The organism is Leucobacter sp. (assembly GCF_053528595.1).
In genome coordinates, this window is the sequence record NZ_JAIVPF010000094.1 from 25,223 (window position 1) to 40,656 (window position 15,434).

General features: G+C 69.6%; 15 protein-coding genes. 3 read left to right on the forward strand and 12 right to left on the reverse strand.

Translation table 11 applies throughout. The annotated features are described in order from the left end of the window. Positions 1-2 precede the first annotated feature (2 nt). From sdhA to sdhC, 3 genes are read right to left on the reverse strand one after another with little or no spacing between them, the layout of a single operon-like run. On the reverse strand, positions 3-1,835 hold the full coding sequence (sdhA, locus tag ACWKZU_RS18600) for a succinate dehydrogenase flavoprotein subunit (RefSeq protein WP_449283831.1): 1,833 nt from the start codon (positions 1,833-1,835) through the stop codon (positions 3-5). 51 nt (positions 1,836-1,886) lie between these two features. Continuing rightward, a complete protein-coding gene (locus ACWKZU_RS18605) occupies positions 1,887-2,333 on the reverse strand; it encodes a succinate dehydrogenase hydrophobic membrane anchor subunit (protein WP_449283832.1) in 447 nt (148 codons plus the stop codon). A 19-nt stretch (positions 2,334-2,352) separates the two neighbouring features. Then, entirely contained in the window at positions 2,353-2,769 is a 417-nt protein-coding gene (gene sdhC / locus ACWKZU_RS18610; protein WP_075201080.1) for a succinate dehydrogenase, cytochrome b556 subunit, read from the reverse strand. Between the two features lie 438 nt (positions 2,770-3,207). Between sdhC and ACWKZU_RS18615 the strand changes: the two genes are divergently transcribed. Continuing rightward, positions 3,208-4,338: a mannose-1-phosphate guanylyltransferase gene (locus ACWKZU_RS18615; protein WP_449283833.1), complete on the forward strand. Its 1,131-nt coding sequence runs from the start codon at positions 3,208-3,210 to the stop codon at positions 4,336-4,338. A gap of 12 nt (positions 4,339-4,350) precedes the next feature. Here ACWKZU_RS18615 and ACWKZU_RS18620 read toward each other — a convergent pair whose 3' ends face one another. The 9 genes from ACWKZU_RS18620 to ACWKZU_RS18660 all read right to left on the reverse strand — a co-directional run bounded on the left by ACWKZU_RS18620 (position 4,351) and on the right by ACWKZU_RS18660 (position 12,870). Continuing rightward, a complete protein-coding gene (locus ACWKZU_RS18620; protein WP_449283834.1) occupies positions 4,351-5,088 on the reverse strand; it encodes a GntR family transcriptional regulator in 738 nt (245 codons plus the stop codon). Between the two features lie 88 nt (positions 5,089-5,176). Further along, positions 5,177-5,878 carry a deoxyribose-phosphate aldolase gene (gene deoC / locus ACWKZU_RS18625; RefSeq protein WP_449283835.1) on the reverse strand — a complete coding sequence of 234 codons (702 nt, stop codon included), beginning with the start codon at positions 5,876-5,878 and terminating at the stop codon, positions 5,177-5,179. A 49-nt stretch (positions 5,879-5,927) separates the two neighbouring features. After that, complete coding sequence (gene rbsD, locus ACWKZU_RS18630) at positions 5,928-6,383, reverse strand: D-ribose pyranase (RefSeq protein ID WP_449283836.1); 456 nt, start codon at positions 6,381-6,383, stop codon at positions 5,928-5,930. A gap of 22 nt (positions 6,384-6,405) precedes the next feature. After that, entirely contained in the window at positions 6,406-7,926 is a 1,521-nt protein-coding gene (locus ACWKZU_RS18635) for a sugar ABC transporter ATP-binding protein (protein WP_449283837.1), read from the reverse strand. 42 nt (positions 7,927-7,968) lie between these two features. Further along, the gene (locus ACWKZU_RS18640) at positions 7,969-8,961 is read right to left on the reverse strand and encodes a sugar ABC transporter substrate-binding protein (protein ID WP_449283838.1); all 993 of its coding nucleotides are present in this window, start codon (positions 8,959-8,961) and stop codon (positions 7,969-7,971) included. A gap of 82 nt (positions 8,962-9,043) precedes the next feature. After that, a complete protein-coding gene (locus ACWKZU_RS18645) occupies positions 9,044-10,042 on the reverse strand; it encodes an ABC transporter permease (protein ID WP_449283839.1) in 999 nt (332 codons plus the stop codon). Next, complete coding sequence (locus ACWKZU_RS18650) at positions 10,039-10,968, reverse strand: ribokinase (RefSeq protein WP_449283840.1); 930 nt, start codon at positions 10,966-10,968, stop codon at positions 10,039-10,041. The genes ACWKZU_RS18645 and ACWKZU_RS18650 overlap by 4 nt, the downstream gene beginning before the upstream one ends. A gap of 355 nt (positions 10,969-11,323) precedes the next feature. Further along, a complete protein-coding gene (locus ACWKZU_RS18655) occupies positions 11,324-12,031 on the reverse strand; it encodes a PDC sensor domain-containing protein (RefSeq protein WP_449283841.1) in 708 nt (235 codons plus the stop codon). Next, positions 12,028-12,870: a FadR/GntR family transcriptional regulator gene (locus ACWKZU_RS18660; protein WP_449283842.1), complete on the reverse strand. Its 843-nt coding sequence runs from the start codon at positions 12,868-12,870 to the stop codon at positions 12,028-12,030. Before ACWKZU_RS18660 ends, ACWKZU_RS18655 begins: the two co-directional genes overlap by 4 nt. 175 nt (positions 12,871-13,045) lie before the next feature. Here ACWKZU_RS18660 and ACWKZU_RS18665 point away from each other — a divergent pair, with 175 nt between their 5' ends. Both ACWKZU_RS18665 and ACWKZU_RS18670 read left to right on the forward strand, forming a co-directional pair. Continuing rightward, complete coding sequence (locus ACWKZU_RS18665) at positions 13,046-14,140, forward strand: ABC transporter ATP-binding protein (protein WP_449283843.1); 1,095 nt, start codon at positions 13,046-13,048, stop codon at positions 14,138-14,140. Between the two features lie 52 nt (positions 14,141-14,192). Beyond that, a complete protein-coding gene (locus ACWKZU_RS18670; RefSeq protein WP_449283844.1) occupies positions 14,193-15,374 on the forward strand; it encodes an extracellular solute-binding protein in 1,182 nt (393 codons plus the stop codon). Positions 15,375-15,434: the final 60 nt, after the last annotated feature.

The following is a 15,434-nucleotide window of genomic DNA, read 5'->3' on the forward strand; positions in this document are numbered from 1 at the left end:
GCCTAGTACTTCCTCTCCAGGGGCGGGTACCTCAACTCGCCCTGCTCGTTCTTCGTGACGACCACCGGCTTCCAGTCCAGGCGGATGTGGTCCTCGGGGTTCGGCGAGTGCGGGTCGCCCGAGAGGTACGCCATCGTGTGCTGCATGTACTGCTCGTCGTCGCGCTGCGGGTAGTCGTCGCGCATGTGGCCGCCGCGGCTCTCGCGGCGGTTGCGGGCCGTGTAGGTGAGCACCTCGGCGAGGTCGAGCAGGAAGCCGAGCTCGATCGCCTCGAGCAGGTCGGTGTTGTAGCGCTTGCCGCGGTCCTGCACACCCACGTTCATGTAGCGCACGCGCAGATCGTGGATCACCCCGAGCACCTCGGTCAGCGACTCCTCCGTGCGGAACACCTGGGCCCCGCGGTCCATCGCCTCCTGCAGCTCGCGGCGCAGATCGGCGATGCGCTCGGTGCCGCTGCCGGTGCGGAAGCCGTCGACCAGCTCGCGGACCTCCTTGGCGGGATCCTCGGGCAGCGGCACGAACTCGGCGCGGTTCGCGTAGTCCGCGGCGTTGTTACCGCTGCGCTTGCCGAACACGTTGATGTCGAGCAGCGAGTTGGTGCCGAGGCGGTTGGAGCCGTGCACGGAGACGCAGGCGCACTCGCCGGCGGCGTAGAGGCCCGGGACGACCGTGGTGTTGTCGCTCAGCACCTCGGCGTCGTTGTTCGTGGGGATGCCGCCCATCGCGTAGTGCGCCGTGGGGAACACGGGCACCGGCTCGGTGACGGGATCGACGCCCAGGTAGGTGCGGGCGAACTCGGTGATGTCGGGCAGCTTGGTCTCGAGCACCTCGGCGCCCAGGTGGGTGCAGTCGAGGTAGACGTAGTCCTTGTGCGGGCCGGCGCCGCGGCCGTCGAGCACCTCCTGCACCATCGAGCGGGCCACGATGTCGCGGGGCGCCAGGTCCTTGATGGTGGGGGCGTAGCGCTCCATGAAGCGCTCGCCCGAGGCGTTGCGCAGGATCGCACCCTCGCCGCGCGCGCCCTCGGTGAGCAGGATGCCGAGGCCGGCGAGGCCGGTCGGGTGGAACTGGTAGAACTCCATGTCCTCGAGCGGCAGGCCCTTGCGCCAGATGATCCCGACGCCGTCGCCCGTGAGCGTGTGCGCGTTCGAGGTGGTCTTGAAGATCTTGCCGAAGCCGCCCGTGGCGAAGACGATCGACTTGGCCTGGAAGACGTGCAGATCGCCGGTGGCCAGCTCGTAGGCGACCACACCCGAGGGGCGCTTCTTTCCGTCGGTCTCGGTCATGACGAGATCGAGCACGTAGTACTCGTTGAAGAAGTTGACGCCGAGCTTCACGCAGTTCTGGAAGAGCGTCTGCAGGATCATGTGCCCGGTGCGGTCGGCCGCGTAGCACGCGCGGCGCACCGCCGCCTTGCCGTGGTCGCGGGTGTGGCCGCCGAAGCGCCGCTGGTCGATCTTGCCCTCGGGCGTGCGGTTGAACGGCAGGCCCATGTTCTCGAGGTCGATGACCGCGTCGATGGCCTCACGGGCGAGGATCTCTGCGGCGTCCTGGTCGACGAGGTAGTCGCCGCCCTTGACGGTGTCGAAGGTGTGCCACTCCCAGTTGTCCTCCTCGACGTTGGCGAGCGCCGCGGCCATGCCGCCCTGCGCCGCGCCCGTGTGCGATCGAGTGGGGTAGAGCTTGGTGATGACCGCCGTCTTGGCCTTGGGAGCGGCCTCGATCGCGGCGCGCATGCCCGCGCCGCCCGCTCCGACGATCACGACGTCGAACTGGTGGTAGATGACGCCGTCCTTGACGGTCACTTCCTCGCCCTGGTGGGTGTCTGTGGTCACGAGAGTCCTATTCTTCGGTTCGAAAAGTCTGCGATGCGCCCGGGCTGCCCGTTACGACGCGTTGCAGAAGGAGGCGACGAGCGAAGGATCGGCGCCGGCCGGGCACGGGTCGAGCGTGTAGATCACGAAGGTGCCGAGGAGGATCAGGAGGGCCGCCGAGAGGAACAGCAGCACCTTGAAGGTCTTCGCGAGGCCGGGGCGCTCGACGTAGTCGTTCACGATCGTGCGCATGCCGTTGGCGCCGTGGATGAGCGCCAGCCACAGCAGCAGCGTGTCCCAGATCTGCCAGAACGGGCTCGCGAGCTTGCCCGCCACGAACCCGAAGTTGATGGCGTGCACGCCGCCCTCGGTGAGCAGCAGGTTCGAGGCGAGGTGGCCGAACACGAGCACCAGGAGCAGCACGCCCGAGACGCGCATGTAGATCCAGCCCCACTTCTCCCAGTTGGTGCGCTTCTTCGCGGGGGTCTTCGAACGCGGGGCGTCAATCGTCATCGTCATGTCTCTGCTCTCCCTACGCTCAGTGCCCGAACACGTTCATCAGGTGACGCGGCAGGAAGCCGGCCATCGTGATGGCCCAGGCCGCGATCACGACCCAGAACATCACGCGCTGGTACTGCGCACCCTTGCGCCAGTAGTCGACGAGGATGATGCGGATGCCGTTGTAGGCGTGGAAGACGATCGCCGCGACCAGGGCGGCCTCGCCGAGGCCCATGATCGGGGTCTTGTAGGTGTGCATCACCGCGTTGTAGGCCTCGGGGCTGACGCGGATGAGCGCGGTGTCGAGCACGTGCACGAGCAGGAAGAAGAAGATGGCGACGCCCGTGATGCGGTGCAGCACCCAGGACCACATGCCCTCGTTGCCGCGATAGAGCGTACCGCCCGGGCGGCTCTTCTGCTTCGCCGCGGGTGCGACCTCTGCCGTTTGGGCTGACACGGGCTTCCTCCTTGGTCCTGCTTCGACGAGCACTGCTCCCCGGCTGACAACGCGGTCCCAGCGAACTCGAGTGCACTCCGCACAGGGCGTTGCTGGGAATCCGCCGCATCCATTATGGCACCATTCCACAGGCTCCTCGGCACGGCCGACCGGCCAGCGGAACGGCGGAATCATCAGATGATTCCGCGGGAGCGGCCGCGCCGACGGCTCGTCCGATGCGAGGTTCGTCGCGCTCCGCGCGGTCGCAGAATCCGGGGCACGCGGATCCCGCGACTCGCGAACCCGCGCAGGAGGACCGGACGAACGTCCCGCGAGCCCGCGCGGGACGAGCCGGGCGGGGACGTCCCCGAGCTCTCGCCGGACGCTGGGACCACCGACCCCGCCCGAGGCGTGCGGGCACCCGGCCCTCGCCCGCCTCCCGCCGGTAGTCTGTATCGCATGACTGAGGCCACCAGCAGCACGCCAGCCCTCGAGAGCTTCACCTGCGTCATCCCGGCGGGCGGCGTCGGCTCCCGGCTCTGGCCGCTCTCGCGGGCCAACGCCCCGAAGTTCCTGCTCGACCTCACCGGCTCGGGCGACTCCCTGCTGCGGGCCACCTGGGATCGCCTCTCCCCCATCGCGCCGGCCGAGCGCATCCTCGTGGTGACGGGGGTGTCCCACCGCGACTCCGTGGTCGAGCAGCTGCCCGAGCTGCTCTCCGAGAACCTCATCACCGAGAGCGAGCCCAAGGACTCCTCGGCCGCCATCGGGCTCGCCGCAGCACTGCTCGAGCTGCGCGACCCCGACGCGATCCTCGGGTCGTTCGCGGCCGACCACGTGATCCGCGGCGACGTGCTGTTCCAGCGCGCGGTGACCACGGCGGTGCAGGCCGCCGACCAGGGCTACATCGCGACGATCGGGATCCACCCTTCGCATCCGGCCACCGGTTTCGGCTACATCTCGTGCGGGAAGGCCCGCGGCGATCTGGCCCCCTTCGACGTCTACGACGTGACCGAGTTCGTCGAGAAGCCCGACGCCGCGCAGGCCGGCGAGTACCTGGCGCACGGCGGCTACCTCTGGAACGCGGGCATGTTCATCGCCCGCGCGACCGTGCTGCTCGATCAGATGGCGCTCGCCGAGCCCGAACTCGTGCGCTCGCTGCGCGAGATCGCCGCCACGTGGAACACGGAGCGCGGCGCCGAGGTGCGGGAGCGGCTGTGGCCGGCGCTGCCGAAGATCGCGATCGACTACACCGTGGCCGAGCCCGCCGCGGCCGCGGGCAAGATGGTGTGCGTCGCGGCCCACTTCGACTGGGACGACGTGGGCGACTTCGCCTCGGTGGCCAATCTGCTGACCCGCGGCCGGGGCAGCGACCTCGCCGTGCTCGGCGACGGGGCCCAGGTGCTCTCGGACGCGTCGAGCGGCATCGTGGTCTCCGAGAGCGACCGCCTCGTGGCGCTCGTGGGCGTCGAGGACGTGGTGGTGGTCGACACGGCCGACGTGCTGCTGGTCACGTCCAAGAGCCGCGCGCAGGACGTCAAGAACCTCGTGAACCGGATGAAGGTGACCGGGGGCGGCCACCTGCTCTGAGCCGCGACCCGCTCAGCGGCGCGACAGGAGCGAGGTCACCTGCAGCCGTCCGCTGTGGATCCACACGTCCGAGTACTCCACCGGCCGGTCGTCGTCGAGATAGGTGATCTGCTGCAGGTACTGGACCGGAGCGCCCTCGGCGAGCTCGAGCGCGACCGAGACGTCGGGGGCGGCCGCCTCCGCGCTGAACGTTCGCCGGGCCGAGGCGATCTTCAGGCTGTACATCTCCTCCAGCACCCCGAAGAGGCTGTGCGTCGCGAAGTCCTGCGCCTCGATCCCCGGGGCGATGTCGGCGCGGACGTAGTTGTGCAGCAGGGCGACGGGCCCCTGATCGGTGCTGCGCACGCGTGCGAGCCGCAGCACCCTGCCGCCCGGGCTCACCTCCAGCAGGGCCGCAACGGGCTTCGGCGGGTCGATGAGCTCGCAGGCGAGCACGGTCGTCTCGGTGACGATCCGCTGATGCGCGAAGTCCTCGGTGAGCGTGGTCAGCTTCTGCGCGATCGCCGGCTCGATGACCGTCGAGGTGACGAAGGTGCCGCGACCGCGCACCTGGCGGAGCAGCCCCTCACCGATCAGGGTCGTCATCGCCCGTCGCAGCGTTCCGCGGCTCACGCCCCAGTCCTGGGCCAGCTCGGGTTCGCTCTTCAACCGGTAGTGGGGCGGCCACTCCCCCGACGCGATCTTGAGTCTGATCCGATCCGAGATCTGCGTGTGGATGGCCACGGGGGCGTCACGGTCGATCGTGCTCACGCTCACCTCCCCTCGCTCGTCGTGTTCCCTGGATACCACCGCCCCGGTCGGGTTGTCCAACCGGGGCGGTGGGCCGCGCCGCGGCGCGTCAGTAGCTCTCGGTCTCGTCGTCGCCCGTGTCGGAGATGATCGCGAGTCCTGCGCTGGTGCCGAGCAGCACCGCGCCGGCGCGGAGCAGGCCGAGTCCCTGCTCATAGCTCTTGATCGAGCCCGAGGCCTTGACGAGCACTCCCTCCCTCGCGCGCTCCACGAGGTAGCGCACGCTCTCCGGGTTCGCGGTCTCGATCTGACCGCTGCTCGCGTTCTTCAGGTACGCCGCTCCGGCTTCCTGCGACAGTTCGACGGCCGCCTCGCGCTCCGCCTCGGTGAGCAGCGGCAGCTCGAGCATCACCTTGACCGGGATCCCGCTCGCGCGCACCACGCCGGCGATGTCCTCCCGGAACTCGTCGTACATGCCGCTCTTGAGCCAGCCGATCTGCACGCCGATGTCCAGCTGCGTCGCGCCGAGCCGGGCGATCTCGGCCGCCTCGGCGGCCTTGCCCGCGCTGGTCATGACGCCGACGGTGGGGAAGTCGAGCGCCGACGCGATCCCGACGCCGGTGCCCGCCAGCTCCGATGCCACGAGCGCCACCCACGACGCCGGCACCATCGCGGCGTTGAAGCCGTGCTCCACCGCCTCACGGGCGTGGGCGATCATGCGCTCCCTCGTGATCCCGGCGTCGATGAGCGTGTGCTGGATGTAGGGCGCCATCTCCGCGGGGGCGAGCGTGAGTTCCTCTGCACTGGACAATGTCTGATCTCTTTTCTTCATTCGTTGGGCCTCGCCGGGACAGCGGAGGCTAGAGCTTGTCGGCGTAGTAGTCGGGCACGACCACACCCTCGCCGCCGAACCACCTGGGGACGTCGACACCGCAGAACAGCCCGACGTTGCCCCACGGCTCGAAGGCTCCGGTGCGCACGACGACCTTCGCCTGCCGGGCGAGCTCACCGAGCATGTCCGCGTGGGTGCGCGTGGAGAACTCGGCGCCGGTGAAGGTCCCCTGCAGCCACTCGTCGAGGCGGGGGTTGTGCGTGACCACGTCCTCGGCGCGCACCACCCCTTCCACGACCAGCTCGCGGGAGATGAGCTCGAGCACGGTGCGCAGGTCGGGGAGATTCTCGGCGATCGCGAGGTCGATGCGATCCGCCTGGCGGGGGATCGGGAACCCGGCGTCGACGACGAGGACCAGATCGGTGTGCCCCAGCGTCGCGAGCGCCGCGCTGAGGCGGTCGTTGAGAATGCCTGATCTCTTCATGGGTGTTCTCCTCTCAGCCGCGTTACGCGACGGATTCGGCGGCGCCGGTGGCCAGCGCCATGATGGATTCCTCGGTGGCGGTGCCGGTCTCGATCACGGAGGCGAGTCGCCCCTCTCGCATGACGGCGATGCGGTCGGTGATCGTCAGCAGCTCGGGGAGATCGGATGACGAGCAGAGGATGCCGACCCCCTGCGCCGCGAGCTCGAACAGCAGCTCGTAGATCTCGGCCTTGGCGCCCACGTCGACGCCCCGCGTGGGCTCGTCGAGCATGATCACCCCTGGATCGATGGCGAGCCAGCGGCCGAGCATGGCCTTCTGCTGGTTCCCGCCCGAGAGGGAGGTGATGTCCTGCCCCATGGTCGCGGTCTTCACCCGCAGCCTGGAGGCCTGCTCCCGCGCCCTGCGGTCGAATTCGCGGCGCCGGATCAGGCCGAGCCTCGTCAGCGCTCGGGCGGTGAGGACTCCGATGTTCTCGGCGACGCTCATCGTCGTGAGCAGTCCCTGGGCCCGGCGTTCGCCCGGCACGAACGCGAGGCGCCGCTCGACGCTGGCGATCGGCGATCTCTGCGCGTACTCCTCCCCCAGCACCCGCACCGTTCCGGAACGGCCCGCTCGACCGCCGAAGACGTTCTGCAGCAGCTCGACCCGTCCCGAATCGGGCAGTCCGGCGATGCCGAGGATCTCCCCCGGCCTCACCGAGAGGCTGACATCCTCGTGGCCCCTGCCCGCGAGGCGCTCGATCTCGAGCGCCGCCGGTTCGTCGGTCCGCGCCGTCGAGCCCTGCTCGGACCGGGTCGTGAACTGTCCCAGCTCGCGACCCACCATCGCGGCCACCGCCCGCTGGGGCGTGATCTCGGTGCGACGCGCGGACGCCACGTGCCGGCCGTCGCGAAGCACCTCGATCTGGTCGCACAGTTCGAACACCTCCGGCATCCGGTGCGAGACGTAGATCATCGTCGTACCCGCGCGCTTCAGCTTTCCCATGAGAGCGAACAGCCGATCCGCCTCGGCCGGCGTGAGCATCGCGGTGGGCTCGTCGAGGATGAGCACCCGGCAGCCCCGCGCGATCGACCGGGCGACCACGACGAGCTGCTGCTTCGCGAGGTCGAGGTCCCGCACCACCGTGGACGGGTCGATGTCGAGATCGAGCTCCGCGAGCAGTTCCGCGGTGCGCTGACGCATCCCCGTCTTCGAGGGGAACCACCGGTTGCCGGGTTCCACTCCGACGAGGACGTTCTCGGCGACCGTGCGGTCGGGCAGGAGCGAGAGCTCCTGCGGAACGATGGCCACGCTGTGCTTCGAGAGCACGGTGTTGGGATCGAAGGACTCGATCGGCTCTCCGAACACCTCCACCGTCCCGCTGCTCGGCGGCTGCAGGCCCGCGAGGATCTTGAGCAGCGTCGACTTGCCGGCTCCGTTCTCCCCGAGCAGGGCGGTGACCTGCCCCTCGGGCACGTCGAAGCTCACGCCTTCGAGCGCCCGCACCGGCCCGAATGCCCGGCTCACGTCGCTCACCCGCACCGCGGGGTGGATCTGCGTCACGTTCGTCTCCTCATTCCTGGATCACCGGCTCCGCGCCGACGCTCAGCCCTCGACCGTCGCCTCGGCCAGGTTCTCCTTCGTGATGAACTGCGCCCCGGTGTCGACGCCGGTGATCTCGGTCCCGTCGGTCAGGAAGTCGAAGAGGGTCTTCACCGCCTGGTATCCCTGCTCCTCGGGGTTCTGGCTGATGGTGAAGGTGACGATGCCGTCCTCGACGAACTCGGCGGTCTGCGGCAGCAGATCGAAGCCGACCATGACGATCTCCCCGGAGCTTCCCGACTGCTGCACCCACTGGGCCGCGGCTGTGGTCGAGCAGCAGTCGAGGCCCGCGATCGCGACCACGTCCGACTGACCGGCCATGGTCGACTCGACGGTGTTGTAGGCGGCGTTCGGCTCGTTGCCGACGTTCACCGGGCCGACGATCTCGAGGTCCGTCCCGGACAGCCCCTCTTCGAACCCTCCGAAGCGATCGTGGGACCACCCGGCGCCGGTGTCGAGGGAGAAGACCACGACCTTGCCCGTCGCCTCCTCGCCGAGCACCGCGACGAGCTCCTCCGCCTGGGCCCGGCCCGAGGCGGTGAGGTCCTGCCCCACGAAGCCCATCTGCTTCGAGTCGGGGTTGTCGGTGTTGAACGAGATGATCGGGATGCCCGCGTTGTAGGCCTGCTCGATCACGGGCTTGAGCGCATCGCTCGAGGCGGAGGAGACCGCAAGACCGTCGACCGTCTTCTGCTGGATCGCCGTCTGGAGCTCGGCGACCTGCTTCGCCGCGTCGCCGCCGGTCGGCCCGATGAGCTGCACGCCGACGCCGAACTCCTCGCCGGCGCGCTCCATGCCTGCGCTGATCGGCGTGGCGAACGCGAGCGACGGGTCGTGGTAGCTGAGCTTGATGCGCAGCTCCTCGCCGTCGTCGATCCTCTGCTGGATGTGATCGGCGAGCTGGAAGCCGTCCGCCGATGCGGGCTCGTCGCCCGTGGTGATCGCTCCGCAGCCGGCCAGCCCGAGCGCGAGCGCCGCCGCTGCGATTCCTGCCACTGCGGCTCTCCGCGCCGTTGATACGAGAGACATCGTTGACTCCTTGAGGGTTTCGTGTGTGTGGATGAGGTGATGAAGCGGTTCAGGCTCGGGTCTTGCGCCTGCGCTGCCAGCTGTCGGCCGCGACCGCTGCGATGATGACGACGCCCGTCACCACCGTCTGCCAGAACGACGAGATGCCGTTGATGTTGAGGATGTTCTGCAGCAGGCCGATGAACGCGACGCCGATGACGGTGCCGAGCATCGTGCCGCTGCCGCCGAACAACGCGGCCCCGCCGATGATCACCGCCGAGATGACGGTGAGTTCGAGGCCGGTTCCGGTGACGCCCTGCACGTAGGAGAGGAACGAGAGCCCGAGCACGCCGGCGATCGCGGCGGTGAGGCCGGAGAGCACGAAGGCCCCGACCTTCACGCGCTTCACGTTGATGCCCACCAGCCGGGCCGCCTCCTGATTGCCGCCGACCGCGTAGGTGTTGAAGCCGAATCGGGAACGCGAGAGCAGCACCACGCCCAGCGCGGCGATGACCGCGAAGAAGATGAGCTGCATCGGCACGACTCCGAAGAGGCGCCCCTGCCCGAGCAGCGTGAACTCGGCCACTCCGGGCTGCGCGGAGCTCAGCGAGATGGGGGCTCCGTCGGAGATCAGCAGCGTCGCACCCCGGAACACGCTGAGCGTGCCGAGCGTCACGATGAACGAGGGGACGCCGAGCAGCACGACGGCGAGACCGTTGATCAATCCCGCGACCACTCCGACCCCGAGTCCGATGAGCACCGCCGCCGGCCAGGCGATCCCCGCGGCGATCGCCATACCGGCGCTGATCGCTGCGAGCGCGTAGATCGAACCGACGGACAGGTCGATCTCCCCGTTGACGATCACGAAGGTGGCGCCGATCGCCATGATCCCGATCTGAGCGATCTGCTGGCCGACGGAGAGCAGGTTGTCGGCCTGCATGAAGTTCGGCGAGAGCACCGCACCGAGGATGAACAGGAGCACGAGCGCCGTGAGCACGCCGGCCTCGCGAGCGTGCAGGAAGGAGCGGAGGTCGAATCCCCGCTGCGCGGGCGCGGCTGTCGCGGTCATCGGGCGTCTCCATTCCGGATCGGGGCGGGCAGACCGAGCTGCTCGGCGGTGGGGAGCGACGGGATCACGCCCGCCACGGTGACGGCGTGCGCCCCGGCGGCCGCAGCGAGTTCGGCGGCGGCGTCGAGCGGGCGGCCGCTCGCGAGCCCGACGGCCAGGGCGGCGGTGAAGGAGTCCCCCGCACCCGTGGTGTCCACGACGTTGCCCACGGCATTCGGCGGGACCGGTCGAACGCCTCCGGCGTCGGCGATGAGCGCGCCGTGCCCTCCGCGGGTGAGGATCGTCACGCCTCCGGTGCGCTGCTGCAGCATCGTCGCGAGCGCCACATCGTCGAGCCCGTGGTCGGCGCCGAGTCCGAGGAGCACCGGCGCCTCGCTCTGGTTGGGGGTGATCACGTCGATGTCGCCCCACATCTCGTCGGGCAGCCGCCGCGCCGGTGCGGGGTTGAGCAGGGTGCGCGTGCCCGCCTCGCGGCCGATCCGGAGCGCCGCGGCGACCGCGGCTCGCGGGATCTCCATCGAGACGACCACCACGTCGGCCGCGGCGATCTCGTCTCGGAAGGTCCCCACGACCGCTCCGTCGAGCTCGTCGAGCGCGCCCGGGGCGATGGCGATGCGGTTCTCGCCGGAGGCGTCGACCTCGATGAAGCCGACCATGGTCGGCGCCCGACCGGTGATCACGCGATCGGCGGAGATCCCCTCCCGTTTCCAGAGCTCGCGCGCGTCGGCCCCGTGAGGGTCGTCGCCCACCGCGGTCAGGAACGACACGTCCGCTCCGAGTCGAGCGGCTCCGATCGCCTGATTGGAGCCCTTGCCTCCGTGCTCGCTGGCGAAGGCGCCACCGCTGACCGTCTCACCGGGTGCGGCGAACCGCGGCACTCGCATCGTGAGGCCGACGCCGTAGCTTCCGACTACCGCAATCTTCATGGATTCTCACCGAACTTCTTTGTACGTAGACAACTATGAACATAACTGAATATAGAGAGAAGTCCGTCGAGCGTCAAGACGGTTTCTGGATCGCTCGTGAAATCGAGTTGTCACGGATCGCTCATGCACGTGAAACACGGATCGCTCGCGCACGCGAAACCCGGCGAGGCCCCGTTCGGGTCGCTCGAGACGGCGGCGCACCGCCGAGCCGGCGCACCACCGGGCCCCGTCGCCCCCAGGCGGCCTCCGGTCTGCGTCGGATCGCCGACCCGGCGGCGCGAAACGCCCGGGTCTCAGCCGCGCAACGGAACACCCGTCGCGCGGCGCCGCCGATGCAGCGCTCGGCTCGTCCGCCTCAGGCCGGCGCGATGAGCGAGAACGGGTACCGCCGCGAGCTCACCGAGCGCGTCGATCCCTCGAGCCGCGGATCCGCCCCCAGGAGGCGATCCCCCGTCTCGTACCCGGGGTCGCTCGACACGACCACGCGCCCGCCGGCGTTGACCAGGGTCACGTCGGCCCCGCGCGAGAGGCGCGGCAGCAGGGCGTTCTCGAGCGACGCCACGAGCACGTCGGCGCAGATCACCCCGAGGAAGCGCCCCTCGTGCAGCACCGGGATCGACGAGGTGATGGTGATCTCGTTCGAGCAGAGGTAGTCGACGAACGGTCCGGCGACGTGCCGTTCGCCCGTGCCCTGCGGCACGCGGTACCACTCGAGGCGCACGAGATCGATCGCGGCCTGGCCGGGCCCGAAGGTGGAGGAGGCGAGGAGACTGCGGTCAGGGCCCTGCCACCACGCCAGCGGGTTGCCCTCGGAGACCACGAGCTCGCTGGCGCAGTACCCCGCTCCGTAGAGCGGACGGTCGACCGCGTCGAGGATGCGGTGGGCGTCGGGCTCGACGAGCGTCGCGAGCTGCGCGCCCGTGAGCCTGCCGTCCTCCAGCTGGCGCACCAGGCGCGCGGTGAGCTCGGGCAGCCAGGCCTCGAGCGGCGCGAACACGCCGTCGAAGAACTCGTCGACCACCTCCATGGCCGCGTCGAGCTCGTGCACCGCTTGCGTGCTCACCCGTTTCCCTCCTCATCGAGGCCGGCGCGGGATCCCCCGCCCACCCGGCGTGACTCCAGTGTGTCACGAAACGCCTCGTCGCGAGGATCGGCGAGCAGGTCCCGTCGGAAGCCCACCAGCCAGCGCACCGAGGAGCGGATGCTCTCGCGCACCGCGGAGCGCGCGGCGGCGACGTCGCCGGCCTGCGTGGCCACGGTCTGCGCCGCGAGCGCGTCGTGGGTGGCCATGCGCGCGCGGTCGTCCTGGTCCTGCAGCGCGAGCAGCGGCGTGAACTCGGTCTGCACGTTCACGTGCTCGGTGGTGAGGCGCACCGACTGGCTGAGCGCGGCCAGCTCGAGCTGCACCTCGGTGACGCGGCGGCGCCAGACGTCGGGCGCCAGATCCCGGGCCTCCTCGAGCAGTCGCTGCACCACCGCCAGCTCCTCCGGAGTGGCGCGCATGCAGGCGTACTCGGCGCAGGCGCTCGCGATCACCTCGTAGTGCACCCCGAGATCGGCGAGGGCCACACGCGGCATGGCCATGAGCGCCCGCGCGTTGACCTCCTCCACCGCGCCGCGGCTCGTGCGCACGAAGCTGCCGCCGTTGCGGCCGCGACGGGTCTCGATGAGCCCCCGGTGGCGCAGGGTGCCGAGCGCCTCGCGCACCGTCACCACCGCGACCCCGAGCAGACCCGAGAGCTCGGTCTCGCTGGGCAGCCGCTCCCCCTCGATGAACGCCCCCACCGAGATGGCCTGGACCAGCCGGGACTCCACCTGCTCGGTGCGGCCCTCCTCGCCGATCGGCGCGAACGCCGCGGTCCGCAGACGACTCGGAGGCGCCTGTCCCGCGGTAGTGCTCACCGGCCCCTCCGATCTGTGTGTGCGTCGAGTCTGACACGACCCGCGTGAGGAATCCCTGGAACCCGCCGTGACCGAAACGTAACCCGATCGAATCGCGGCCGTCGCTTAAACCTATAAAAACATATGTTATGGTTCAAGCACCGATCCGACAACGACGTTGAGGAGCATCGACACCATGCCTCACACCACCCCCGCCGCAACCGCCGGCGATCACGCCGCGAGCAACGGCCCCGAGGGCGACATCGCCGTATCGGTGCAGGGCGTCCACAAGCAGTTCGGCGACCTCGTCGCGGTGAAGGATCTCGACATCGACATCCGGGTCGGCGAGTTCTTCTCCATGCTCGGCCCATCGGGATCCGGCAAGACCACCGTGCTGCGGATGATCGCCGGCTTCGAGGAGCCCACCGCGGGGCGGATCCTGCTGCACGGCGAGGACGTCACGCGCGCCGCGCCGTTCGACCGCCCGGTCAACACCGTCTTCCAGGACTACGCGCTGTTCCCCCACCTGAGCATCGCGGAGAACGTCGCCTACGGGCTCAAGGTGCGCGGGGTCGGGAAGGCGGAGCGGGCACGGCTCGTCTCCGAGTCGCTCGAGCAGGTGCAGCTGGGCCACGTCGCCGAGCGGCGGCCCTCACAGCTCTCCGGGGGCCAGCGGCAGCGCATCGCGCTCGCGCGAGCGCTGATCCTGCGCCCCAAGGTGCTGCTGCTCGACGAGCCGCTCGGCGCCCTCGACAAGCAGCTGCGCGAGCAGATGCAGTTCGAGCTCAAGCAGATCCAGCGCGAGGTCGGCATCACCTTCGTGTTCGTGACGCACGACCAGGAGGAGGCGCTCACCCTCTCCGACCGCGTGGCCGTGTTCAACGACGGCAAGATCGAGCAGGTGGGCAGCCCCCGCGAGGTCTACGAGTTCCCGCGCACCGAGTTCGTGGCGAAGTTCCTCGGCATCACGAACCTCATCTCGGGCGAGACCGCACGGGCGCTGCTCGGCGAGGCGGCGCCCCACAGCGTCCGCCCCGAGCGCGTGCAGCTCGCGGGCCCCGACGCCCCGCCGGAGGCGGGCACGGTCTCGCTCTCCGGGCGTGTGCTCGAGACCGTGTACGCGGGCGCCCACACCCGCTACCTCGTCGAGACCGAGGTCGGCGTGCGATTCATCTCGGAGAAGCAGAACAGCCACACCCCGCACACCGCGCCCAGCGTGCAGCGCGGCGATGCCGTCAGCCTGCGCTTCGCCCGCGACCACGTGGTCGCCGTGCCGGCCGAGGCCGGCTGAGCGCGGCCCCCACCGACCCGAACCCGCAATCCCGCACTACGAAGGAGTAATGATGAAGAAGAAACTGCTCGTGCCCGCGGCCCTCGCCGCCGCGGTCGGACTCGCCCTCTCCGGCTGCGCCGCCGGCGACGGCGGAGAAGCCGCCGCACCGGGCGAGCTCCAGATCGACGTGCCCGACGTGCCGATGATCGACGCGCTCGGAGACACCGAGGACGAGGTCAACATCCTCGCGTGGTCCGGCTTCGTCGAACCCGCCTGGGCCGACCAGTTCACCGCCGACACCGGCTGCACGGTGAACCGCAAGATCTTCGCGACGAGCGACGAGGCCGTGCAGCTCATGCGCACCGGGGAATACGATCTCGTCTCCGCCTCGGGCGACGCCAGCCTGCGCCTCATCGTCGACGGCAACGTGCAGCCGCTCAACACCGAGCTGATCCCGAACTTCAGCGACGACATCGTCGAGGGCATGAAGGGCCAGCTGTACGACACCCTCAACGGCAACGTCTACGGCATCCCCATCGGCCGCGGCGCCAACATCCTGCAGTACAACAGCGACGAGGTGAAGGACGAGCCGAACAGCTGGAGCGTCGTCTGGGAGGACGACAGCCCGTACGCCGGCAAGATCGCCGCCTACGACAGCCCCATCTACATCGCCGATGCGGCCATCTACCTCATGGCCACGCAGCCGGATCTCGGCATCGAGAACCCCTACGCGCTCGACGAGGAGCAGCTCGCCGCGGCCGTCGATCTGCTCAAGCAGCAGAACGGCATGGTCTCCGAGTACTGGAACCCGGCCACGAACATCACCTCCTTCACCGGCGGCAACTCGGTCGTCGGCACCTCCTGGGAGGTGCTGCGCAAGGCGACGGGCGACGAGAAGTTCAAGAGCGTGCTGCCCGAGGAGGGCTCGACCGGATGGTCCGACGCCTGGATGCTCGCGGCCGACGCCCAGCACCCCAACTGCGCCTACGCCTGGATGGACTACACGAGCTCGCCCGAGGTGAACGGCCAGATCGCCATGAACTTCGGCATGGCCCCCGCGAACGGCGCGTTCTGCGAGACGAGCGATGAGGCGCGGGAGCACTGCGACTACTACAACGCCACCAACGAGGAGTACTTCAAGAAGGTGTGGTTCTGGACCACCCCGATCGACCAGTGCCTCGACGGCCGCACCGACGTGCAGTGCACGAACTACCAGGACTGGACCAACGCCTGGGCGACCGTGAAGGGCTAGTCCCCTCGCACCGCCCGATCTCTCGGACGTCATCCTGCGCGGAGCGCCGAGCGCGCAGTC

Excerpts from the sequence above, each read along its gene's own strand:
- ACWKZU_RS18605 (WP_449283832.1), bottom strand. The coding sequence starts at position 2,333 with ATGACGATGACGATTGACGCCCCGCGTTCGAAGACCCCCGCGAAGAAG.
- ACWKZU_RS18615 (WP_449283833.1), top strand. The coding sequence starts at position 3,208 with ATGACTGAGGCCACCAGCAGCACGCCAGCCCTCGAGAGCTTCACCTGC.
- rbsD (WP_449283836.1), bottom strand. The coding sequence starts at position 6,383 with ATGAAGAGATCAGGCATTCTCAACGACCGCCTCAGCGCGGCGCTCGCG.
- ACWKZU_RS18645 (WP_449283839.1), bottom strand. The coding sequence starts at position 10,042 with ATGACCGCGACAGCCGCGCCCGCGCAGCGGGGATTCGACCTCCGCTCC.
- ACWKZU_RS18650 (WP_449283840.1), bottom strand. The coding sequence starts at position 10,968 with ATGAAGATTGCGGTAGTCGGAAGCTACGGCGTCGGCCTCACGATGCGA.
- ACWKZU_RS18665 (WP_449283843.1), top strand. The coding sequence starts at position 13,046 with ATGCCTCACACCACCCCCGCCGCAACCGCCGGCGATCACGCCGCGAGC.
- ACWKZU_RS18670 (WP_449283844.1), top strand. The coding sequence starts at position 14,193 with ATGAAGAAGAAACTGCTCGTGCCCGCGGCCCTCGCCGCCGCGGTCGGA.